This is a genomic window from Microbacterium sp. ZW T2_14 (assembly GCF_044987405.1).
GTDB lineage: Bacteria > Actinomycetota > Actinomycetes > Actinomycetales > Microbacteriaceae > Microbacterium.
Genome location: NZ_JBJDRK010000004.1, coordinates 22,181 through 43,394, shown reverse-complemented (window position 1 = coordinate 43,394; position 21,214 = coordinate 22,181). Strand labels below are relative to the sequence as shown.

Below are 21,214 nucleotides of genomic sequence, written 5' to 3'. Positions count from 1 at the left end.
GTCACTACCTCCAGGCAACGTCCTCCGGCACGCGTGCGATTCCGAACGCCGTGTCGTTGACTCCATAGCTCAGGAGGAGACCGGCGTCGGTCCGAGCGAGGCCGGCGAAGTAGGTGGCGGACAAGAGCCCTGGGTTATGACGTGTGCGTTGCGGTAACGCGTGCCGCCACGAATGCAGCAGTCCGCGGCGACTAAGTCGTGTCAGACGTCCCGTGGCTAGGTCGAACTCCGCCAAGCGGCCGAAGTAGATCTTGCGCGGGATCCCGGGGATCGGTCGTTGCTGGTTGGCGGCGATGATGGCTCTCGTTCCGGAGACGATCAGCGGCTGAGATCCGATATGGAGCCGAGGAAAGCGGTGTGGAAGGTCGGACTCCTCTGTCCGCGGCGCGAAAACAAGGTCTTCCTCGCCTCCGGGGGTACCGGCGATCAACTCGAGAACCTTCGCCGGGGCGAGGGAGTACACCACCCCCACTGACCCGTCCGGCAGTGAGAAGAAGCCCCAGTTCTTCTCCACCGGCCTTCTGCCTTCTAGGACACAGCGCTGCGGCGGACCCGGAGTGGGCGCGATGCGCTGTAGGAAGATGTCGTTCTGGCCCACATGGACGTTCCCCGTGTTGTAGGTGACGTAGAGCATGCCTCCGAGCTCGACGAGCTTCGGGTCGGCAGTCTTGGCGATGTCACGGCCAGGCGTGGCCGCGGCGGTGATGTCGACGAGGGCCACCTCGCGCCCGTCGGCATACTCGGCGACAAAGGCGCGGAACGGGCGCTCCCCCGGAAAGCTCTCCGCGCGGAACGCCATGAAGGTCGAGCCGCCGAACAACGCGAGACTCGCGTTGAAGACGTTTGTGAGACCGTGAGTCTTCGAGGTGGCCTCGAGGGCGGCGTTCTCCGAGCGGCGGGTGAATCGCTCGAGAGTCAAGATGTCCATTCCGCACCTCCTAATTCATCGATTGCAAGTTCGGTCGAAGTTGGACGCTCGGCCGCCCACCCCAACGGGGGGGGGGGGGAGTCCACGGCGAGGCAGTGCTGACCGTTAGTGGGCCGTGTCGCCAGGGGCCATCACCGCTTTGACGGTCTTGAGCAAGATCGTCAGGTCGCCAAGGAACGACCAGTTCTCGACGTAGTAGAGGTCGAGACGGATGGCGTCGTTCCACTCGAGCCCCGATCGTCCGCTCACCTGCCACAAACCCGTCATTCCAGGTTTCGCCAGCAGACGCCGGCGCGCTGCATCGGAGTACAGGCTGACCTCGGCCGCGATCTGGGGGCGCGGTCCGACGACGCTCATCGAACCGCCCAGGACGTTGAAGAGCTGGGGAAGCTCATCGAGGGAGTACTTCCGGATGAACCGCCCCACCGGCGTGATGCGAGGGTCGTTTACCACCTTGAACAGCGGCTGGTCGCTCTTGCCCTGTACTGCGAGAAGGGCGCTGAGTTCCCGGTCCGCCCCCTGCCGCATCGAGCGGAACTTCAGCATCCGGAATGGGGTGCCGCGCAGGCCGATCCGTTCATGCGAGAAGAACACGGGCCCAGGACTCGTGGAGCGGACCGCGATGGCCACACCCAACAAGAGTGGGGCGAGCACGATGATCAGCATGAGACTCGCAGCCACGTCGAAGGATCGCTTGAGGACCCGCTGACCGACGGAGAACCGGGGCGTTTCCACGTGAATGAGGGGAAGCCCCGACACCGGTCGTGTGTGGATGCGCGGTCCGGCGATGTCAACGATGTTCGGAGCGAGCACGAGATGCTGTCGCCCTGGTTCGAGGCCCCAGGAAATCTCCTTCACCTTCGCGGGCGGGAGATCGTCGGTGCTGGTGATCGCGACCGTGTCGGCACCCGTGACCTGGAGGGCGACGTCGACATTGCCGACGTCACCCACGATCGGAATCGTGGTGCCGGGGACGACGTCGCCCCTCACGGCTGACGGAACGCATGCGCCGACGACGAAATAACCGGCGCTGGGAGCCCGGCGAAGTTCGCGAGCGATCTGTGTAACCGAGTCCGCCGAGCCGACAAGGAGCACCCGCGCCGAGTACTCGCCGAGCGCGCGATAGGCGATGAGCCATTGCCGCCAGAGCCAGCGCTCGAACAGGAGCATCGAGATCCCCAGGGGCAGCGCGATGAGGAGATAACCGCGGGCGACGTCCACGCGTAGAAGGAACGCGAGGATTGCGATGGCGCCGAACAAGCCGAGACTGGCCCGGGCGACCCGCACGTACTCCGCATTGCCGGATCCGATCACGCGGTGGTCCCGCGAGTCCACGAGTGTGAGTGCCCACATCCACGCGATCACCAGCCCGGCCGAGAACAGCCAGTACGAGAATTCGCTGAGCCGTGAGTCCTCGCGAATCGACACCTGCGCGTTGCCAAAACCGAACCACAGCATCTGCGTGCCGTACACGGCCCAAATCAAGATGAACAGATCGCTGAACCATAGCCGCCGCGCATATGCCCGACGCCAGGACGGGCGCGCCGAGGGGCTCACCCATGGCGGGGCCCCCTCGGGCGCGTTGATGACCGAGGGTGCACCGATAAGTTCCCCACGCTGCGACGTCGATGTCGCGTCGAGCTGACAGTTCGACGTCACAGTATTCCTTTTTCCGGCCGCATTGACTCGGTCGGAAGGTAAATTACCATCCGATTGTTGCGGGGGAGTATCACGTTTCGTCATTCGCTGCGCCGAGGCTAACAGTATCGAGGCGAGGACGAATGCGGTCGACCCGGATGCGATGCTTCGACTCGATTGTTTCGCGCCGACGAGACCGCTCTGTAGCGGCACCAGTCGCACCCAGGGTGTGACAAGTAGCGATTCGCACGCGTGGAGCGGCGTGCGTGATTCCTACTTGGTAGAGGCCCCGCTCACCCGCGACGACGCTCGAACGTCATGAGGTTGACGGCAATTCGGGCGCTGGATTGAGGGACATCGCTGCGGATGCCAGCTCCCCGCTCCCATCAGGTCGGCAAATCCGAGCGATTCTGGGAGCGCCGTGAGCCTGCCGCTTGTTGGATGATGCTGTCGATGGTGAGCGGGGCGTCGGGTTGGGTGGCGGGCGGCGCGGCTGCGGTTTGGCGCAACGGCTGCTGTGGCTCGACGACCGTTGCCCCTTCGCGCGTCGCAGCACGCTCCGGCGTCACGTCCGGGTCAGACGAGGGGCTGGGTGTTGCGTGTTTGCGCTTCCGCCACATTCCTGATCGCGCGGGGCTGGACTCCGTGTAGCCGTAGCCGTAGCCGTATGCATATGAGTCGGGCCCTCTCGTCGGCACCATTGTGAGAGCGAGACCTGCGACGTGTGCCCCCACGGTGTCGAGCGCATCCAGGGCTCCCGACAACTGCTGGCGATTGGTTCGGCCGGCCGCGACGATCACGATCGCCCCGCTGGTTGCTCTCGCCAAGATCGCGGCATCGGTGACAGGCAGCAAGGGGGGTGCGTCGCAGAGCACCACGTCGAAGTCACGCTCGAAGGCCTCTAGCAGCGCACGCATACGGTCTGAACCCAGGAGTTCGCTCGGGTTGGGAGGTATTTTGCCTGAGGGCAGAACATAGAGTCCACGGTTGCCCCACGGCAGCATGACGTCAGCGATGTTGGCGCGCCCGATCAGTACATCGGTGAGGCCAGCGCCACCCTCGATTCCTAGATACTCGGCCACCTTCGGCTTGCGCAAATCGGTGTCGAGCAGCGCGACACGCTTGCCAGCGTCCGCGAGTGCGATCGCCAAGTTGATCGTGGTCGTCGATTTCCCCTCGGTCGGTACGCTGGACGTGACCACGAACGATGAGTTCTCGCCGACATCGAGGAACTGGAGGTTGGTTCGCATCGCTCGGAACGACTCCGCTCGCGGGCTCAGCGGGTCGGCGTGCACGATCAAGGGCCGCTCTTTGGCCTTCGGGTCGAACGCGATCATGCCGATGATCGGGCGATCCGTCAGTTCCTCGACATCGCGCGGCGCTCGGATCCGCGTGTCGAGGACTACTCGCAGAACGACGATGCCGATCCCCAACGCGAATCCTGCGAGGCCTCCGATTGCGAGATTCAGCAGGAGATTCGGACTGGATGGCTCGAGCGGGGGCAGAGCATCGCGTACGCGCGAGAGGCGGATCGGACTGGTCTCATTGCCGTCCGGTCCCTGCACAGCTTCGATCTGTTCGACCGCCGTAGTCAAGGATGCCGCGAGAGAGTTGGCGATGTCCGCCGCTGCAACGGGATCCGTGTCGGTCACCGTGATCGTGATCAGCGTGGTGCTCGCGGCGGTGGACGCCGAGACCTTCGAAGCGAGCGAGCCGGCTGTCGTGCCGAGTCCCAGTTCCGCGATGACGGGGTTCATCACCAGCGGAGTACTGACGAGCGCCGCGTAAGTCTGAACTCGGGACTGGGTGAAGTTCGAGCCCTGTTGTAGTTCGCCGATAGTCGATCCCGTCTGAGTCGAGACGAAGATCGTGCTGGATGCCTCGTATTTCGGGGTCCTGGTGATGCTCCAGGCCGCGCCTACGCCCACCCCTATCAGGGCGGCGACCACGATGATCACCCAGTTCTTGCGCAGGATCCGGATGTAGTCGGTGAGCTCCATGTCGCCTCTCGCGGGGGTGCCGGTGTGGTCCGTGAATTCTTACACAGCGCCAGGTCGAGGCCCGGAACGGGTTACGTGAGCGCAGCGCGCACGGTCGCCGCGACCGTCGTGACGGCCGGCTCGAGCTGCTGCGCCGACAGCAGATAGGTCTCCCACGGCTGTCTGTACGGGTCGATCACGTCGTCGTCGGCGGGATCTTCCGGCGCCGGCACGAGACCGCGATAAGAGGCGACGACGGATGCCGCGGCCCGCAGTTTCTCGGACGGTGCGGCGGCGCCATCCGCCGCCGCCCGCACTTCGTCGGCAGGCACGGCTGCGGCCAGTCGCGCGAACTCACGGATGGTGAACGTCGATCGCAGGCGGGAGGGCGCCAGCTCGGCGATGGCCCGGCGGTGCTCGCGGGTCATCGCGAGGATCAGGTCGGGCGTGTGGAGGTGCTGCTCGGTGAGGAACCGCGAACGGTGTGCATCCGTCTCGGCGTCGGGGACGCCGAGCGCCCGCGCGATATGCGCCGCCTCGACCGTCATTTGGGCTGCGGGCAGACCGCGCGTGCCGGCGCTCGCGATGTAGGGCTCGAGGTCTGCGAGGCGCGCACGCAGCAGCTGCTCGGCGAGGGGCGAACGGCAGATGTTGCCCGTGCATACCGCGAGGATCGCGAACAAGGGATGCCTCCACGGGGCGGGTAGCGTAGGCGCGTGCCTGACCAGCCTAGCGACGCCACCCCCACGGTCGACGTGTGGGCGATCCAGCCGCCGGCCGCCGCAACCGCGGACGCGACCGGCGGCGACGCCGTCGTGGAAGAGCCCTCGCCGCGGCGCTCCCGGCGCGCCCCGCACGAGGCTCGCACCGACTGGCGCCTGGGTGGCCGCACCGTGCTGCGGTGGCGCGAGGCGCTGCTCGCCGTCGCCCTGGTGTCGCTCGGCGCCGCCGTGCTTCTCGGGTCGCTCGTGGCCACCGCATGGGAGTCGCCCTGGGCTGCGGCATCCGCCACGGTCATCTTGTGGATCGGGATGCTGGGCCCGATCATCTGGGCGTTCACCCGGTCGCGACCGATCGGCCTGCTGCGACTGCGCGCGATCGATCTGCTTTACGGGCTGGTGCTCGGCGCCCTCCTGCGCACGACCCAGGGATGGATCGCAGGGCTCGACGGGAGCGCGGCGACGCTCCCGACCCTGCTGGAGATCGACGGCTCATCGGCGCTCTCGACGCTCGCACTCGACGTCGTGGCGCCTGTCGTGATCGCGCCGCTCGTCGAGGAGTTCTTCTTCCGCGCCGTCGTGCTCATCGCGCTCTACACCGTGCTGCGGCGCCCGTTCGGCAAGCTCACCGCCGGGCTGGCCGCCGCGCTCGCCTCGACGGCCTTGTTCGTGCTGGTGCACGGCATCTCGGGCGACGGCGATGCGAGCGGCATCGTCGCTCTCTCGCTGCTCGGCGTGGTCTGCGCTCTGCTCGTGCTTCTCACGGGACGGATCTGGGGCGCCGTCCTGGTGCACGTCGTCTACAACGCCTCGTACGTGGCTCTCGCGCTCGCCGCGAGCGCAATGGCGTAGGGGATTGCGGAAAATTCGCTTCACCCTTTGTCCCCCGAATGGGGGACATTAGGACGCGTCGCATCAATTTGTCCGCCGAATGGGGGACAAAGTGGCGTACTGCATCGCATTGTCCCCCGAATGGGGGACACCCCATTAGAGGTTTGTCCTCCGTTCGGGGGACAACTGCGACAACTTGTTACTTTCTGGAAACTCAGGGCTTCTCATCGAACTCCCAGAATGGGGTAGCGTGTCACAGGTCGGCGCCTCGGGTGAACGTTTGCCGACATCATTCAGCCGATGACGCGCACATAAACTCGGGAGATTTCTGCCATGTTCAAAAAGGCATTCGCCGCAATTGCAGTCGCTGGTCTGCTCGTCCTCGGAGGCGCTGGGGCAGCCTCCGCCGATTACCCCTCCGACGTGCCTGGCACCGTGAGTGACACCACTCCCGCCGTCGGGCAGCCTGTCACCATCACGTTCAGCGAGCTCGGCGACCTCGAGGTCGTCTTCTTCTCGGTCAGCCCCAGCACCGGCGCCAGCCTCGCGTCCATCGTGCTCGCGAGCGGCGGCGGATCGGTCGAGAAGGCGGTCACCGACGGCTCGGCCTCCGCCACCTTCACGGCGCAGACCGCGGGCACCTACGTCGTGAGCGTGTCTGACGGCGAGTCCACGATCGGCTCGGTCACGCTCGACGTCGCGGCCGCCGGCTCCGGCTCGGGTGGCAGCTCGAGCGAGCTGCCCGCCACGGGTGGCACCGTGCCCGCCGCCGCGATCTGGGTCGGTGTCGGCGCTCTCGGCCTCGGCGGTATCGCCGTCGCCGCGGTCGCGGCTCGCCGCCGGGCCGCTGCGAAGCACTGACGAATCCTCTGACGATGACCCCGGGTGAGAGCCCGGGGTCTTCGTCGTTCTATCGGCGGCCCTGGGTCGCACTGCTGTGGGTGCTGGCAGGCTTGGTCGGCACCGGGCTCGCCGCAGTGCTCTGGCGCAACGCGGTGCTGCCAGAGCCCTGGGTCGCTCAGCTCGCGAATCTCGTGGTGCTGTCGGCGCCGATGATCGTGGCGACGGCGATCGCCATCGCCGTCTGCTCCACCCCGGGGTTCCTGCGCCGCGTCGTCTTCTCCGGCACCTGGATGGACGTCGTCCTCGGGATCGGTCTGGGGCTGGCCGCGCGGGCGCTTCTCGAGGTCGTCGCGCCGACCACGGGGTCACTCCTCGCGGGCTTCGGATACATCTCTTATACAGCGGTCGTCGTCATCGCTCTCGGAGCCGCCTTCGTGACCCCCGTCGTGGAGGAGTTCTTCTTCCGGGGCGTCGCCGTAGCAGCCCTGCTCGACGTCTGCGCGACGCTCGGGCGAGGCGTCGCCGGGACCGTCGCCGTCGCCCTGTCGACCTCGGCGTTCGTCGCGATGCACGTCTTCCTCGCGGGCGGCGTCGTCACCTGGGGTCAACTGCTCGCGCCGCTGGTCGTGGGCCTCGGCTGCGGCATCCTCTTCGTCGTCACCGGACGACTCGTGTCGTCGCTCCTCTTTCATGTCGTATTCAACGCGATCGGCGTGGCGCTCCTCATCTGGTGAGCCGGGCGCGTAGAGCGCGGTTTGGCTGCGGCATCCGTCTGGCGTACTATTGATCTTTGGTGCCTGCTCAGCTGACCGGGCACCGACGAACGTGAGCCCTCCACTGGCGTGTTCGGTCCCTCATCGAGAGACAGAACCACCCCGGAGTGGGATTCACGAACCTCTCCGTTCGAATCAAGAAAGCAGCACTACTGTGACGCGCACTTACACCCCCAAGGCTGGCGAAGCCCAGCGCGAGTGGCTGGTCATCGACGCGACTGACGTCGTCCTCGGCCGTCTCGCCTCGCACGCCGCCGCCATCCTCCGCGGCAAGCACAAGCCGACGTTCGCCCCCCACATCGACATGGGCGACTTCGTCATCATCATCAACGCCGAGAAGGTCGCCCTGACCGGTCAGAAGCTCGAGCAGAAGAAGGCGTACCGCCACTCGGGTTACCCGGGCGGCCTGAAGTCGGTCACCTACTCGGAGCTCCTCGAGAAGAACCCCGTCCGCGCCGTCGAGAAGGCCGTCCGCGGCATGCTCCCGAAGAACTCGCTCGGCCGCGACCAGCTGTCGAAGCTCAAGGTGTACCGCGGTGCCGAGCACCCGCACGCCGCGCAGAAGCCCTCCGCGTACGTTTTCGACCAGGTCGCCCAGTAAGCGCCGGATAGACAAGGACAGACTGATGGCGAACATCGAAGAAACCCCCACGAGCTACTCCACCGAGTCCCAGATCGACGAGACCGTCGTCGCCGCCGAGCGCCCCGTGCTCTCGGTGTCGGGTGCGGCCGTCGGCCGTCGCAAGCAGGCCATCGCCCGCGTGCGCGTCATCCCCGGCTCGGGCACCATCACCGTCAACGGCCGTGCGTTCGAGGACTACTTCCCGAACAAGCTGCACCAGCAGCTCATCACCGACCCGTTCACGGTCCTCAACCTCACCGACGCGTACGACGTCATCGTGCGCATCTCGGGTGGTGGCCCCTCGGGTCAGGCCGGCGCGCTGCGTCTCGGCATCGCCCGTGCGCTGAACCAGATCGACGAAGAGAACAACCGCCCGACCCTCAAGAAGGCCGGCTTCCTCTCGCGTGACGCCCGCGTCATCGAGCGCAAGAAGGCCGGTCTCAAGAAGGCCCGCAAGGCTCCGCAGTACTCGAAGCGCTGATCGGCTTCACCTCCGCATGCCGATCTTTGGCACGGACGGGGTGAGGGGGCTGGCCAACGGCCCCCTCACCGCCGATCTCGCACTCTCCCTGGCCCAGGCGACCGCCGTCGTCCTGGGCCAGGGGCGTACTGCCGAGGCGCGACGCGCCGCCGGCAAGCGCCTCAGCGCGGTCGTCGCGCGCGACCCCCGCGTCTCCGGCGAATTCCTCTCGGCCGCCGTCGAGGCCGGGCTCGCGTCCTCGGGCGTCGACGTCTATGACGCCGGCGTGCTGCCCACCCCCGCCGCGGCGTTCCTGATCGCCGACATCGACGCCGACTTCGGCGTCATGGTGTCGGCATCCCACAACCCCGCCCCCGACAACGGCATCAAGATCTTCGCGACCGGCGGCGTCAAGCTGCCCGACGTCGTCGAACAGCGCATCGAGCGCGCCATGGACGGCCCGAAGCTGCTGCCCACCGGCGCTGCCGTCGGCCGCATCCGCCGGTTCGCCGACGCCGAAGACCGCTACGTCGTGCACCTGCTGGGGTCGCTCCCGCATCGCCTGGACGGGCTGCATGTGGTGCTCGACTGCGCGCACGGCGCGGCATCCGGCGTCTCGCCCGAGACCTTCAAGGACGCGGGCGCCCGGGTCACCGTCATCGGCGCCGACCCCGACGGGATCAACATCAACGACGGCGTCGGCTCGACGCACCTCGACGTGCTCGCGAAGGCCGTCGTCGAGCATGGCGCCGACGTCGGCATCGCGCACGACGGCGACGCCGACCGCTGCCTCGCGGTCGATGCGAACGGCACGATCGTCGACGGCGATCAGATCATGGCGATCCTCGCGGTGTCGATGAAGAGCCGCGGTCGTCTCGCGAACGACACGCTCGTCGCCACCGTGATGAGCAACCTGGGCCTGCATCGCGCCATGTCGGAGCACGGCATCCGTGTCGAGACCACCGCGGTCGGCGACCGCTACGTGCTCGAGCGCATGAACGAAGGCGGCTTCTCGCTCGGCGGCGAGCAGTCCGGCCACGTCATCATGAGTCAGTACGCCACGACCGGCGACGGCGTGCTCACCGGCCTGCACCTGGTCGCCGAGATGGCTCGCACCGGCAAGACGCTCGCCGAGCTCGCCTCGATCATGACCGTGTACCCGCAGGTGCTCGTGAACGTGCGCGGCGTCGATCGCACGCGTGCCGGCTCTGACGAGGTGGTCCAGGATGCCGTCGCCCGCGCCTCCGCCGAGCTCGGCCTGTCGGGGCGCGTGCTCCTGCGCCCGTCGGGCACCGAGGAGATGGTGCGCGTGATGGTGGAAGCGGGTTCCGAACACGACGCCCGACGTCACGCGGATGTGCTCGCCGAGGTCGTGCGCGAGCGACTCGCCCTGTAGGCAGCAGCGCGTTTGCGGCGGGGCGGCGGCGGTGCCGCACGCCCCCGCCGCCGGCATCCGGGATACTGGATAGCGTTATCTGCACGCGCACGCCCGGGGAGACGAATGTCGAAGAGCGCCAAACCTGCCACCCTCGCCGACGTCGCGCGACTGGCCGGAGTGTCGGTGCCGGCGGCGTCCCGTGCCCTCAACGGCGGCGTGCGCGGCAAGCAGAGCGGATCCCCCGAGCTGCGCAGCCGCGTCGAAGAGGCGGCGCGCGCGCTCGGCTATTCGGTGAGTCCGGCGGCGCAGGCCATCAAGGGCGGGCGCGCCCGCACCGTGGCGTTCATAGTCGGCGACATCGACGACTTCGGCTCGGCGACCATGATCGCCGGCATCATGCACGCGGCCGAAGAGCGCGGCGTCTCGGTCGCCGTGCGCACGACGCGCGACGACTCGGCGCGCGAGATCAACCTGCTCGCACAGCTGCGCGGCGAACGACACCTCGCCGTCGTCATGGCGACCAGCCGCACGACGGACGCGGCGCGTGAGGCGGCCGTCAAGGAACAGCTGATGGTGCTGCAGGACCACGGCGCGCGGATCGTGGTCATCGGCGACAACGACCTGGGCTTCCCGACCGTGACCGTCGACAACCGTCACGCCGCACGGCTCCTCGCGGAAGGCCTGGCGGATGCCGGCAACCGGCGTTTCGCGATGGTCTCGGGGCCCGACATCGAGGTGACAGCGCTGGAGCGCGTCGGCGGATTCGCCGAGGGGCTCGCCGCGCGCGGCATCGCAGTGGACGAGCGCGACATCGTGCACACCGAGTTCTCTCGCGACGGCGGATACCGCGCGGTCGAGCAGCTGCGGGACCGGCTCGCGGAGCTCGACGTCATCGCGGCGATGAGCGACGCGATGGCGGTCGGCGTGATCGCGCGCCTGCGGGAACTGGGCGTGCCGGTGCCGGCCGACATCGAGGTGACCGGGTTCGACCACGTGCCGATGCTCGGCGACGTGCTGCCCGGCTTCAGCACCGTCGAGGTGCCTCTCGAGGAGTTCGGCGGCGCCGCGCTCGCCCTCGCGTTGGATGACGGGGCGGACGCGGCGGAGACCATCGCCCTCACCGCGACCCCCATCCTCCACGGCACTCCGCTGGTACCCGCGTAGGCGGCACCCCGCCGTCGAGATGAGGTCCGCCCGCAGTGGTCGTCGCCGAGGGAAAGCGCTTCGCGGATAAGAGTGGCAAACGTTGTCCACTTTGAGGTACTCTCTCGGAGACGGAATGGTTCCGGCACGAATCAAGGGAGATCACATGCATGACGCGATGACGCGGGCAGGGATGCGTGCCCGTATGGGCCGCCGCTCGCCCTGGATCGCCGGCGCAGCGGGCATCGCTGTCGCGGCACTCGCGCTGACGGGGTGCAGCAGCCCCGCGGACGACGGCGACGAGAGCGGCGCGGCGACCGAGAAGACCACGATCCGCTTCCTCTACGCCACCGGCGACGAGACCTGGAACTCGGTGGTCGACAACGTGGTCGAAGCCTTCAACGAGCAGAGCGACACGACGACCGTGCAGCTCGACCCGCTTCCCGCCGGAAGCGACTACGCGACCGCCCTGAAGACGATGGATGCCACGGGCAACTGGCCCGCCGTCGTCGACATGCGCGACACGCTCACCTACGTCAACGCCGGCAAGCTCGCACCGATCCCCGATTCGGTGACCGAGCTGATCCAGCCGGAGGCCTACGGCACCGCGGAGGACGGCAACGTCTACACCGTGCCGTACAGCGCGCTCAACGGCGAGATCGGCCTGAACGTCGTCTACAACAAGGACTACTTCAAGGACAACGACCTCGAGGTGCCCGAGACGTACGACGACTTCCTCGACCTGCTCGACGACATCAAGGCGAACGGCGATGCGCCGCTGGCCACCGCCGCGGCCGAGGTGTGGCCGAGCGACCAGCTGTGGAAGCCGCTCGCCGCGCCGTACTTCGCGGAGTACGGCGACGAGGGCGGGTTCTGGACCGCCGCGCAGAACGGCGACGCGACCATCGAGGACCTGCGCGAGCCGCTGCAGGAGCTGCTCGACATCACCAACGACTACGTGCTCGAGGGGTGGCAGTCCACGGCGGACGCGCAGACCACGACGCTGCTCGTGAACGACATGGCCGTCATGGCGACGTCTTCGGCAGGCATCGGACGCCTCAACGACATCCACAAGGTCGACCCGGACTTCAACGCGGGCCTGTTCATCATCCCGGCCGAGGACGGCACCATCAACGTGCTGAAGAACGCCGTCAACGGCGACACCGCGGGCGGTCTTGCGATCTCGGCTCAGGCGGCCGAGGACGACGCCGAGTACGCGTCGGCGACGGAGTTCCTGGAGTACTTCTACCAGGTCGACACCGCCAACCTGATGGAGTCCCAGGGCTGGCTGGCGCCGAACATCGTCGCCGCGGACGAGATCGAGCGCAACACCTCGATCCCGGGGTCGAAGGACTACTTCGCGCTTCTCGAGAACCCGAACCTGACGTGGTACGAGAACGTGTCGAACCTGTCGACGTTCAGCGCGTTCAACACCTTCTTCCGCCAGGCGCGCATCGAGATGCAGGACGGCCAGTCGTCGATCGACGACACCATCGCCAAGGTGCAGGCGGAGTTCGACAAGACGGTCGCAGCGGGCTGAGACCACACGTGACACGGTGCCCGGGCGGCTGCCCGGGCACCGTGGAACGGAGGCGAGGAGGTCTCCATGACTGATCAGAGTGCCCTGCAGGGGCAGACCGCGGTGGTCGGCGCCGCCGTTCGACTCACCGGCGAGGGGCCGCTCGACGGCGCGCCGGAGGGTGCGGCCGACGACGTCTCGTTCGTGCCGGCCGGCCCGCCGATCCAGCAGCGCCGTACGCGCCGCTTCCGTTCCACACGATGGGTGATGCTCGGCTTCATCGCCCCTGCGCTGGTGGTGTACCTGCTGATGGTGATCGTGCCGTCGCTGCAGTCGCTGCAGCTCAGCTTCACCAACTGGGATGGCATCAGCCCCGACTACGACTACGTCGGCGTCGCCAACTACGACGAGATCCTGACGAGCGGCCGGTTCTGGAACGCGGTCAAGAACACGCTCATCCTCGGCCTCGGATCCGCCGTCATCATCAACGCCATCTCGCTCGGCGTCGCCCTGATGCTCGACCACGTCGGGCGCTGGCAGGGGCTGTTCCGCACCGCGGTGTACCTTCCGTCGCTGGTGAGCGCGTTCATCCTCGCCACGATCTGGAAGTACCTGCTCAACTACAACTTCGGCGCCGTGAACGTCTTCCTGCGTGACATCGGATTGCCGGACTGGGCGCGCGACTGGCTGGGCGACAGCTCGATCGTGGTGTGGGTGATCCTCTTCATCACCTGCTTCGCCCTCGGCGGCAACACGACCCTCATCTACCTCGCCAACCTCCAGTCGGTGCCGCAGGACCTCGTCGAGGCGGCCCGCATCGACGGTGCGAACAGCCGTCAGGTTTTCCGCCACGTCACGTGGCCGATGCTCGCCGGCGCGGTCACCGTCAACATGACGCTCGCGATGATCGCGGGGTGGACCATCTTCGACCAGGTCATGGTGCTGACCTCGGGCGGGCCAGGTTTCGTCAGCGAGACCATGGCGTTCTTCATCTACAAGGTCGGCTTCGGCGAGTACCGCGCCGGCTTCGGCAGCGCGGCGGCGATCGTGCTGTTCCTCGTGGTGATCGTGAGCACCGTGGCCGCGAACGCCTACATGCGCAAGAGGGAGATCCAGGCATGAGCACCGAGACGCAACTGCTCGTCGCACCCGAGCGCACGCGCCGCCGTCGCCCGCGGAGCCGGAAGAGGCTCACCGTCGGCCAAGTCGTCGTGATGGTCGTCCTCGCGGTGCTCGTGCTGATCATCGCGAGCCCCGTGCTCTACGCGCTGCTGAACTCGTTCCGGTCGTACGGCGAGATCACCATGGATCCGATGGGGCTGCCGACGACGTTCACCCTCGACAACTACGTGCGGCTGTTCCAGGAGACCGATTACGGCGAGGCGCTCGTCAACACGCTCATCATCACGCTCTCCACCGTCGTGCTGCTCATCGCGATCGTGCCGATGGCGGCGTACGGCATCGAGCGCGTCGGGGGCCGCACGTCCCGCTTCGTCTACATCCTCTTCATCGCGGGCCTCATGATCCCGTTCCAGGTGCGAATGATCCCGCTGGTGAAGGGATTCGACGAGGTGGGCCTGTACAGCACCCTCACGAGTGTGATCCTGGTGCATCTCGGCGGGGCGGCGAGCTTCGGCATCCTTCTCTATTGCAGCTTCCTCAAGGGCATCCCCATCGAGGTCGAGGAGGCGGCATCCATCGACGGCGCCGGGCGCCTGCGCACGTTCTGGTCGATCGTGTTCCCCATGCTGCTGCCGGTGACCTCGGCGTTCGTGATCATCCAGGCGCTGGGGCTCTGGAACGACTTCTTCATCCCCCTCGTGTTCCTCGACTCGTCGTCGGCGGGCACGATCAACGTCGCGATCAACCGGATGGTGGGCCTGCTCACGTCGCAGTGGCAGCTGATCTACACCGGCGCCATCCTCGCGATCATCCCGTCGGTGGCGATCTTCGCCGCGTTCCAGCGCTACTTCATCAAGGGCATGTCGGTCGGGGCGGTGAAGGGATGAGCGCCGCCCCCACGACCTCCCAGCGCGGTGGCGCGAGGGCCCGCGTGCGGGCGCTGCTCGCCCTCGACGGTGCTCTTGCGGGCACGGTACTGACCGTCTTCCGTGCCTTCGTGGTCTCGGTTTCGTTCATCGGATGCCTCGTCCCCGTGCTCGCCTTCACCGCCCTGATCGGCTGGCAGGCCACGCACCTGGCGGTGTGGCTCGGAGCGGCGGCGCTGCTGCCGCTCGCACCGGCCACCTATGCGCTGCTGCGCGGCTCGCGGGCTGTGCTCGCTGAGCGGGGCGACGCGCGTGCCGGACGCGAGTTCTGGACCTCGTTCGCTCACGGATGCCGCGACCTGTGGTGGGCTGCACTCGGCCTGAGCGCGATCGCGGTCGTGCTCGAATACGACCTGGCGCTCTTCGGCAGTGCCGACGCAGTCGTGCTGCTGGCCGCGGTCGCGGCGGCGCTGGCCGTCGTGCTGCTGATCGGGGTGTGCGTGGTCGCGGCGGCGCAGCCTGCGGGGACGGAGCAGCGTGTCCACGGCCCCGTGGAGACGGTGACGGCCGCAGTGCGCGCGATCGCCCGGCGCCCGCACATCGCGCTGAGCTGGCTGCTCCTCATGGGAGTCGGCCTGGCGGCCACGGCGCTGCCGTTGATCGGTGCCGCGATCGCCCTCTTCCTGCCCGCCGCCGTCGGTGCCGGCATCCATATCTGCAACGACGCGCTGCGTCTTCCCCTGAATGACGAGACGAGACGGACTCCGTGACCGAAGCCGCCCATCATCCTGCCGCCCTGATCCCGCGCGAGAGCGCACCTGCCGTACCGGCCCCGGTCACCTCCCCGGACTCCGCGCCGGCCACGAGTCGCGCCCGTGTCGGAGCGTTCGAGCTGCGCTGGCGGGACGACGCACCGGCCGCGCTGGTCGTGCCGTCCTCGACGCACAGCGGCCGGCCCGGGATCGGACTGATCGAGGTGTTCACCGCGGTCGAGCAGCGGGCCCGCACCAGCCAGGCGTACTGGCGGTCGGCGGTCGGCGAGCGCCTGCGCGTGCAGGGCTCGCAGGTCATCGCCGAGCCCGACGCCGTGCGCGCTGTCGTCGTGCAGAGCGATGCGCTCAGCGGGATCGAGGTGCGCACCACCGTGACCGCGCCCACGGGCTCTGCGGCTGTGCGCGTCGAGAGTGAGATCCGCAACGCCGGGCGCGAGGCCGTCGTCGTCACCGCGATCTCGTCGGCGACGATCGGGTTCGGGCGCGCGGCGAGCGACCTGGACGAGATGGTGTGGGGCTCGGCGGCGAGTGAATGGCTCGCCGAGGACAGGTGGAGCGAGGTGCCGCTGCGCACGCTGCTGCCCGACATCGCACTCGCCCTTCACGAGCAGGACGCACGCGGTCACGCCGGACTCACCAGCCACGGGGCGTGGTCGAGCGGCGAGCACGTGCCGTGCGGCTACCTCTCGAGGGAGGACGGCGAGACGCTGGCATGGCAGATCGAGACGAGCGCCGGCTGGCGCGCCGACCTCTGCCAGGCGCAGGATGGCGGCGTGCTGTCGCTGCTGGGCCCGACCGACCTCGAACACCAGTTCGCCCATGAGCTGCTGCCCGGCGAGGCGTTCACTGCCGTGCCGGTCGCGCTGGCGGTGGCGGCGGCGCGCACGCGAGCGCCGGGCAACGCGCTCGCCGAGCTCACCCGGTACCGCCGCTGGCTGCGCGATGCAGCGGCCGGCCGGCTGCCGATCGTCTACAACGACTTCATGAACACGTTGATGGGTCAGCCGACCACCGAGAAGCTGCTGCCGCTGGTCCGCCGTGCGGCCGAGGCGGGCGTCGAGGTGTTCTGCATCGACGCCGGGTGGTTCGCGGATCCGGCGATAGGCGACTGGTGGTCGACGGTGGGCGAATGGCGCGAAGCGCCGAGCCGATTCCCCGACGGCGGGCTGCGGCGCGTGATCGATGCGATCCGCGAAGCCGGCATGGCGCCCGGTCTGTGGCTCGAGCCCGAGGTGGTCGGCATCGACAGCCCCGCCGCCTCGCGGCTTCCCGACGACGCGTTCTTCCAGCGCTTCGGGCAGCGCGTGCAGGAGGACCGCCGCTACCACCTCGACTTCCGGCATCCGGCCGCTCGCGCCCATCTCGATGCGACGGTCGACCACCTCGTCGAGGAGCTCGGAATCCGCTATCTCAAGCTCGACTACAACATCAATCCCGGCGCGGGTACTGAGCACCTCGCCACGGCGGCGGGCGACGGGCTGCTCGGGCACACCCGCGCGTTCCGCGACTGGCTGGTGCGCGTGCAGCAGCGCCACCCGTCGCTGCTGATCGAGAACTGCAGCTCCGGCGCGATGCGCGCCGACTACGCACTGCTGGCCGTGACCCACCTGCAGTCGACCAGCGACCAGCAGGACTTCCGGCTGTACCCGCCGATCGCGGCGTCGGCTCCGGCATCCATCCTTCCCGAGCAGTGTGGCAACTGGGCCTACCCCGCGAGCGACATGAGTGACGAGGAGACCACCTTCACGCTCGTCACCGGGCTGAGCGGTCGGCTCTACCTGTCGGGCTTCCTCGACGACCTGCGGCCGGCCCAGCGGGCGCGGATCGCCGAGGCGGTCGCGCTGCACAAGGGGCTGCGCGAGTCGCTCGGAACGGCGTTGCCGTTCTGGCCGCTGGGGCTTCCGGCGTGGGACGACGATGCCATATGCCTCGGACTGCATACGGCGGACGGCGACCTGCTGTTCGTATGGGATCGGGATGCCGCACCCGCCGCGTTCACGATCCCCGGGGTCGTGGGCGAGGTCGAGGTGCTGTTCCCGGCGGGGGCCGCCGCGTGGGGGCTCCTGACCGGCACCGGTGGGCTGGAGGTCTCGACGCCGGCCGGCATCGGCGCGCGCGTGCTGCGGGTGAAGCGTGACTGAGCGCGGCGCGATCCAGCCCGGACGCGTGTTCACCGACGACCGTGGGCGGACAGCGCAGCTGCACGGCATCGGCCTGCAGCGCGTCGGCGACCGGTGGCTCGCGTGGGGCGAGGACAAGACGGCGGGCGACCGGTTCACGGCCGTCGCCTGCTACTCGTCGAGCGATCTCGCGCACTGGCGCTACGAGGGCGACGCCCTGACGGCGGCCGAGGGCGACCTGGCACCCGACCGCGTCGTCGAGCGACCCAAGGTGCTGCAGCGACCCGACGAGCGGTGGGTGATGCTGCTGCACGTCGACGGCCCGGTCGACGGCGAGCCCGGCGACTATGCCTATGCGCGCGTCGGCTATGCGATCGCCGACCGCCCCGAGGGGCCGTACACGTACGTGCGCAGCGAGCGTCCGCTCGGCAATCTGAGCCGCGACATCGGCGTGTACCAGGAGGACGGCGTCGGCTACCTGCTGTCGGAGGACCGCGACAACGGCCTGCACATCTACCGCCTGCGCGACGACCACCTCGGCGTCGACGCGGTCGTGGCGACGCTTCGCCAGCAGGCGAATCCGGCGATCGGGTACGAGTCGCCGACCCTGGTGCGCCACGACGGCCGCTATTACATGTTCGGCTCCGACCTCACGGGGTGGAGCATGAACGACAACATGTACACCAGCGCCCCCGCTCTCGAGGGGCCGTGGGAGGACTGGCGCCCCATCGCACCGGTGGGCACCCGCACGTTCGAGTCGCAGGTGAGCGTCGTCGCCCCCGTCGGCGACGGGTACGTCTATGTCGGCGACCGCTGGGACCCATCCCGGCTGGCGGAGTCGCCGGCGGTGTGGCTCCCGCTGCGCATCGACGACGGCCGCGTGCACCTGGACTGGCGCGACCAGTGGAGCATCTCGGAGCTGGGCGCATGAGGGCGGCGCTGCTGATGGATCCGGCGCTCGTGCCGTTCGTGTTCGACGCGGACGCCCAGGCACGGCTGCGCGCGCTGGTGCGCGTGGAGCAGGATGCCGTGACCTCGGTCGCCGGCATTCGCGACCCGTCCGGCGTCGAGCTGCTGATCGCGGGCTGGGGTGCCACGATCGGCGCCGGCGACCTGGACGCGCTGCCCGCCCTGCGGGGAATCGTGCACTGGAGCGGCGGGAACGGCGCGCTCGACGGCCCGGCCCAGGCCCGCGGCATCCGCATCTCCACCGCGAAGGCCGCCAACGCGATCCCGGTCGCGGAGTTCACCCTCGCGATGATCACGCTCGCCGCGAAAGACGCGTTCTGGGCGTCGCGTCTGTACACCTCCGAGCAGCGGTTCATCGACCGCGAGGCCGAGCTGCCCGACACCGGCCTGTACGGCACGACCGTCGGCATCGTCGGCGCCTCGACCATCGGCCGGCTCGTCGTGCAGAAGCTGCGAGACATCGACGTGCACGTGCTGGTGTACGACCCGTACGCGACGGCGGCCGACGCCGAGGCGCTCGGAGCCGAACTCGTGGACGACCTCGCCGCGCTCGCGGCTCGCGCCGACGTGCTGTCGATCCACGCGCCTGAGATGCCGTCGACCCTCGGCATGATCTCGGCCGAGGTGCTCGCCGCTCTGCCCGACGGCGCCACCGTGATCAACACCGCCCGTGGCGGGCTGATGGACCAAGACGCCCTCGTCGAGCAGCTCCAGCGCGGACGGCTGCGGGCGATCCTCGACGTCACCGAGCCCGACCCGCTGCCCACCGGACATCCGCTGTACGACCTGCCGAATGCGTTCCTCACTCCGCACCTCGCGGGCTCGATGGGCAATGAGCTGCGCCGGCTGGGCGAGGTCGCGCTCGCCGAGGTCGAGCGATTCGTCGCGGGTGCGCCCTTCGCTCACCCGGCGCCGTGACCACCCTGGAGCAACCGTGCCCGTGATCCACAACCCGATCCTCCGCGGGTTCAACCCCGACCCGTCGATCCTGCGCGTCGGCGACGACTACTACATCGCCACCAGCACGTTCGAGTTCCACCCAGCGGTGCGACTGCACCACTCTCGCGACCTCGTGAATTGGACGACGATCGGTCACGCCCTGGACGACGGCTTCGATCTGCGCGGCATCCCGGACTCCGGCGGCGTGTGGGCGCCGAGTCTGACGCACGCGAACGGCAAGTTCTGGCTCGCCTACTCGATCGTGCGCACGATGGACGGCGACGACAAGGACATCGACAACTACCTCATCACCGCCGACGTCATCACCGGGCCGTGGAGCGAGCCGGTGCATCTGGGCTCGCGGGGGTTCGACTTCTCGTTCTTCCACGACCCCGACGGCACGCACTGGATCGTCGGCGTGCAGTGGGACCAGCGCCCCGAGCATCCGTCCTTCTCCGGGCTCGTGGTGGAGCAGTACCTGCCCGGCGAGCGCCGCGCCAGCGGCGACGCCGTTCGCATGTACCGCGAGGAGGGCCTCGTCGAAGGCCCGAACCTCTACCGCCTCGGTGGCTGGTACTACCTTCTCATCGCCGCCGGAGGCACCGGATGGAACCACGGGATCACCCTGGCCCGCTCCCGCAGCCTGCTGGGGCCGTACGAGCGTGACCCCCAGGCTGCAGTGCTGACGACGCGCGATGCACCGGGGCACCCGCTCCAGAAGGCGGGCCACGGCGAGCTCGTCCAGGCGCCCGACGGGCAGTGGTGGCTGGTGCACCTGGCGAGCCGGCCCACGCTGCACCTGGGCGAGCGGTACAGCACCCTGGGGCGCGAGACGTGTCTGCAACGGGTCGTGTTCGACGACGAGGGCTGGCTGCGGCTCGCCGACGGCGGCCACCACGCGAGCGTCGAGGTCGCGGTTCCCGGCGAGGGGGAGGGGACGGATGCCGCACCCGGCCCCCGCGGCTGGACCGACGACTTCGACGCCGGCGCGCTCGACACCCGGCGGTGGTCGACGCTCCGCGCGGCGCTGCCGGCCGAGGTCGCGGATCTTCACGCGCGGCTGGGATGGCTGCGGCTGCGAGGCGGGCACTCCGCGGCATCCGTCTTCGACCAGTCCATGATCCTGACGCGCGTCGAGGAGCACCGCACCTCGTTCGAGGTGCTGCTCGACGCGGCGCCGCGCAGCCCGCGCGAGGCCGCGGGGCCGATCGCCTGGTACGACCGGTCGGGCTGGATCTGGCTCCAGCTCACCCACGACGACGACAACGGCCGGCACCTGCGCGTGGTGCGCCGCGAGGGCGGGGTCACGACGAGGTCGTCGCCGGTCGCCGTGCCCCCGGGCCCGCTGCGGCTGCGGCTGGAGCTCGACGGTCCGGACCTGGGAGTCGCCTGGGCCGACCCCGGCGAGGGGGAGTGGATGCCGCTTCCCGGCGTGTATCCCGCGTGGACGCTGTCGGATGACCACGGGCCGCGACTGCGGTTCACCGGTCTGTTCTTCGGCGTACGCGCCGACGACCTCGACGGGCGCGGCTGGACCGCCGACGTCGATCGTGTCGACGTGCGGTTCGAGCCCGACAGGGACTGAATTGCCC

19 protein-coding genes are annotated in these 21,214 nt (G+C 68.7%); 15 read left to right on the top strand and 4 right to left on the bottom strand.

What is annotated here, in order from left to right:
* Nucleotides 1-4: 4 nt before the first annotated feature.
* From ACI3KY_RS02445 to ACI3KY_RS02430, 4 genes are all read right to left on the bottom strand, one after another.
* Nucleotides 5-928: a hypothetical protein gene (locus ACI3KY_RS02445; RefSeq protein WP_404928623.1), complete on the bottom strand. Its 924-nt coding sequence runs from the start codon at nt 926-928 to the stop codon at nt 5-7.
* 105 nt (nt 929-1,033) lie between these two features.
* Nucleotides 1,034-2,671: a sugar transferase gene (locus tag ACI3KY_RS02440; RefSeq protein WP_404928622.1), complete on the bottom strand. Its 1,638-nt coding sequence runs from the start codon at nt 2,669-2,671 to the stop codon at nt 1,034-1,036.
* A gap of 281 nt (nt 2,672-2,952) precedes the next feature.
* Nucleotides 2,953-4,566 (bottom strand): polysaccharide biosynthesis tyrosine autokinase, encoded by a 1,614-nt coding sequence (locus tag ACI3KY_RS02435; protein WP_404928621.1) that lies wholly within the window; start codon nt 4,564-4,566, stop codon nt 2,953-2,955.
* 71 nt (nt 4,567-4,637) lie between these two features.
* On the bottom strand, nt 4,638-5,228 hold the full coding sequence (locus ACI3KY_RS02430; protein ID WP_404928620.1) for a low molecular weight phosphatase family protein: 591 nt from the start codon (nt 5,226-5,228) through the stop codon (nt 4,638-4,640).
* A gap of 33 nt (nt 5,229-5,261) precedes the next feature.
* Here ACI3KY_RS02430 and ACI3KY_RS02425 point away from each other — a divergent pair, with 33 nt between their 5' ends.
* The 15 genes from ACI3KY_RS02425 (at nt 5,262) to ACI3KY_RS02355 (ending at nt 21,207) form a co-directional block, all read left to right on the top strand.
* On the top strand, nt 5,262-6,116 hold the full coding sequence (locus ACI3KY_RS02425) for a CPBP family intramembrane glutamic endopeptidase (RefSeq protein ID WP_404928619.1): 855 nt from the start codon (nt 5,262-5,264) through the stop codon (nt 6,114-6,116).
* 414 nt (nt 6,117-6,530) lie between these two features.
* Nucleotides 6,531-6,956, top strand: a complete 426-nt coding sequence (locus ACI3KY_RS02420) for an LPXTG cell wall anchor domain-containing protein (RefSeq protein ID WP_404928618.1) — start codon at nt 6,531-6,533, stop codon at nt 6,954-6,956.
* 14 nt (nt 6,957-6,970) lie between these two features.
* Nucleotides 6,971-7,672: a type II CAAX prenyl endopeptidase Rce1 family protein gene (locus ACI3KY_RS02415; protein ID WP_404928617.1), complete on the top strand. Its 702-nt coding sequence runs from the start codon at nt 6,971-6,973 to the stop codon at nt 7,670-7,672.
* A gap of 193 nt (nt 7,673-7,865) precedes the next feature.
* Nucleotides 7,866-8,312, top strand: a complete 447-nt coding sequence (gene rplM / locus ACI3KY_RS02410; RefSeq protein WP_404928616.1) for a 50S ribosomal protein L13 — start codon at nt 7,866-7,868, stop codon at nt 8,310-8,312.
* A gap of 25 nt (nt 8,313-8,337) precedes the next feature.
* A complete protein-coding gene (gene rpsI / locus ACI3KY_RS02405) occupies nt 8,338-8,814 on the top strand; it encodes a 30S ribosomal protein S9 (RefSeq protein WP_404928615.1) in 477 nt (158 codons plus the stop codon).
* 16 nt (nt 8,815-8,830) lie between these two features.
* A complete protein-coding gene (gene glmM, locus ACI3KY_RS02400; RefSeq protein WP_404928614.1) occupies nt 8,831-10,189 on the top strand; it encodes a phosphoglucosamine mutase in 1,359 nt (452 codons plus the stop codon).
* Nucleotides 10,190-10,294: 105 nt separating this feature from the next.
* Nucleotides 10,295-11,335, top strand: a complete 1,041-nt coding sequence (locus tag ACI3KY_RS02395) for a LacI family DNA-binding transcriptional regulator (protein WP_404928613.1) — start codon at nt 10,295-10,297, stop codon at nt 11,333-11,335.
* Nucleotides 11,336-11,480: 145 nt separating this feature from the next.
* Nucleotides 11,481-12,854, top strand: a complete 1,374-nt coding sequence (locus ACI3KY_RS02390; protein WP_404928612.1) for an ABC transporter substrate-binding protein — start codon at nt 11,481-11,483, stop codon at nt 12,852-12,854.
* A gap of 66 nt (nt 12,855-12,920) precedes the next feature.
* Nucleotides 12,921-13,955 (top strand): carbohydrate ABC transporter permease, encoded by a 1,035-nt coding sequence (locus ACI3KY_RS02385; RefSeq protein WP_404928611.1) that lies wholly within the window; start codon nt 12,921-12,923, stop codon nt 13,953-13,955.
* On the top strand, nt 13,952-14,842 hold the full coding sequence (locus ACI3KY_RS02380) for a carbohydrate ABC transporter permease (RefSeq protein ID WP_404928609.1): 891 nt from the start codon (nt 13,952-13,954) through the stop codon (nt 14,840-14,842). The genes ACI3KY_RS02385 and ACI3KY_RS02380 overlap by 4 nt, the downstream gene beginning before the upstream one ends.
* On the top strand, nt 14,839-15,591 hold the full coding sequence (locus ACI3KY_RS02375; RefSeq protein ID WP_404928608.1) for a hypothetical protein: 753 nt from the start codon (nt 14,839-14,841) through the stop codon (nt 15,589-15,591). Before ACI3KY_RS02380 ends, ACI3KY_RS02375 begins: the two co-directional genes overlap by 4 nt.
* A complete protein-coding gene (locus tag ACI3KY_RS02370; RefSeq protein ID WP_404928607.1) occupies nt 15,588-17,735 on the top strand; it encodes a glycoside hydrolase family 36 protein in 2,148 nt (715 codons plus the stop codon). Before ACI3KY_RS02375 ends, ACI3KY_RS02370 begins: the two co-directional genes overlap by 4 nt.
* Nucleotides 17,728-18,645, top strand: coding sequence for a family 43 glycosylhydrolase (locus ACI3KY_RS02365; RefSeq protein ID WP_404928606.1), 918 nt, complete (start codon nt 17,728-17,730; stop codon nt 18,643-18,645). The genes ACI3KY_RS02370 and ACI3KY_RS02365 overlap by 8 nt, the downstream gene beginning before the upstream one ends.
* A complete protein-coding gene (locus tag ACI3KY_RS02360; protein ID WP_404928605.1) occupies nt 18,642-19,601 on the top strand; it encodes a hydroxyacid dehydrogenase in 960 nt (319 codons plus the stop codon). Before ACI3KY_RS02365 ends, ACI3KY_RS02360 begins: the two co-directional genes overlap by 4 nt.
* Before the next feature lie 16 nt (nt 19,602-19,617).
* On the top strand, nt 19,618-21,207 hold the full coding sequence (locus tag ACI3KY_RS02355; RefSeq protein WP_404928604.1) for a glycoside hydrolase family 43 protein: 1,590 nt from the start codon (nt 19,618-19,620) through the stop codon (nt 21,205-21,207).
* Nucleotides 21,208-21,214: the final 7 nt, after the last annotated feature.

Bases quoted from the DNA above. Each gene is read 5' to 3' on its own strand.
- ACI3KY_RS02445 (WP_404928623.1), bottom strand. From the start codon at position 928: ATGGACATCTTGACTCTCGAGCGATTCACCCGCCGCTCGGAGAACGCC.
- ACI3KY_RS02440 (WP_404928622.1), bottom strand. From the start codon at position 2,671: ATGACGAAACGTGATACTCCCCCGCAACAATCGGATGGTAATTTACCT.
- ACI3KY_RS02435 (WP_404928621.1), bottom strand. From the start codon at position 4,566: ATGGAGCTCACCGACTACATCCGGATCCTGCGCAAGAACTGGGTGATC.
- ACI3KY_RS02415 (WP_404928617.1), top strand. From the start codon at position 6,971: ATGACCCCGGGTGAGAGCCCGGGGTCTTCGTCGTTCTATCGGCGGCCC.
- rpsI (WP_404928615.1), top strand. From the start codon at position 8,338: ATGGCGAACATCGAAGAAACCCCCACGAGCTACTCCACCGAGTCCCAG.
- glmM (WP_404928614.1), top strand. From the start codon at position 8,831: ATGCCGATCTTTGGCACGGACGGGGTGAGGGGGCTGGCCAACGGCCCC.
- ACI3KY_RS02395 (WP_404928613.1), top strand. From the start codon at position 10,295: ATGTCGAAGAGCGCCAAACCTGCCACCCTCGCCGACGTCGCGCGACTG.
- ACI3KY_RS02390 (WP_404928612.1), top strand. From the start codon at position 11,481: ATGCATGACGCGATGACGCGGGCAGGGATGCGTGCCCGTATGGGCCGC.
- ACI3KY_RS02385 (WP_404928611.1), top strand. From the start codon at position 12,921: ATGACTGATCAGAGTGCCCTGCAGGGGCAGACCGCGGTGGTCGGCGCC.
- ACI3KY_RS02380 (WP_404928609.1), top strand. From the start codon at position 13,952: ATGAGCACCGAGACGCAACTGCTCGTCGCACCCGAGCGCACGCGCCGC.
- ACI3KY_RS02375 (WP_404928608.1), top strand. From the start codon at position 14,839: ATGAGCGCCGCCCCCACGACCTCCCAGCGCGGTGGCGCGAGGGCCCGC.
- ACI3KY_RS02360 (WP_404928605.1), top strand. From the start codon at position 18,642: ATGAGGGCGGCGCTGCTGATGGATCCGGCGCTCGTGCCGTTCGTGTTC.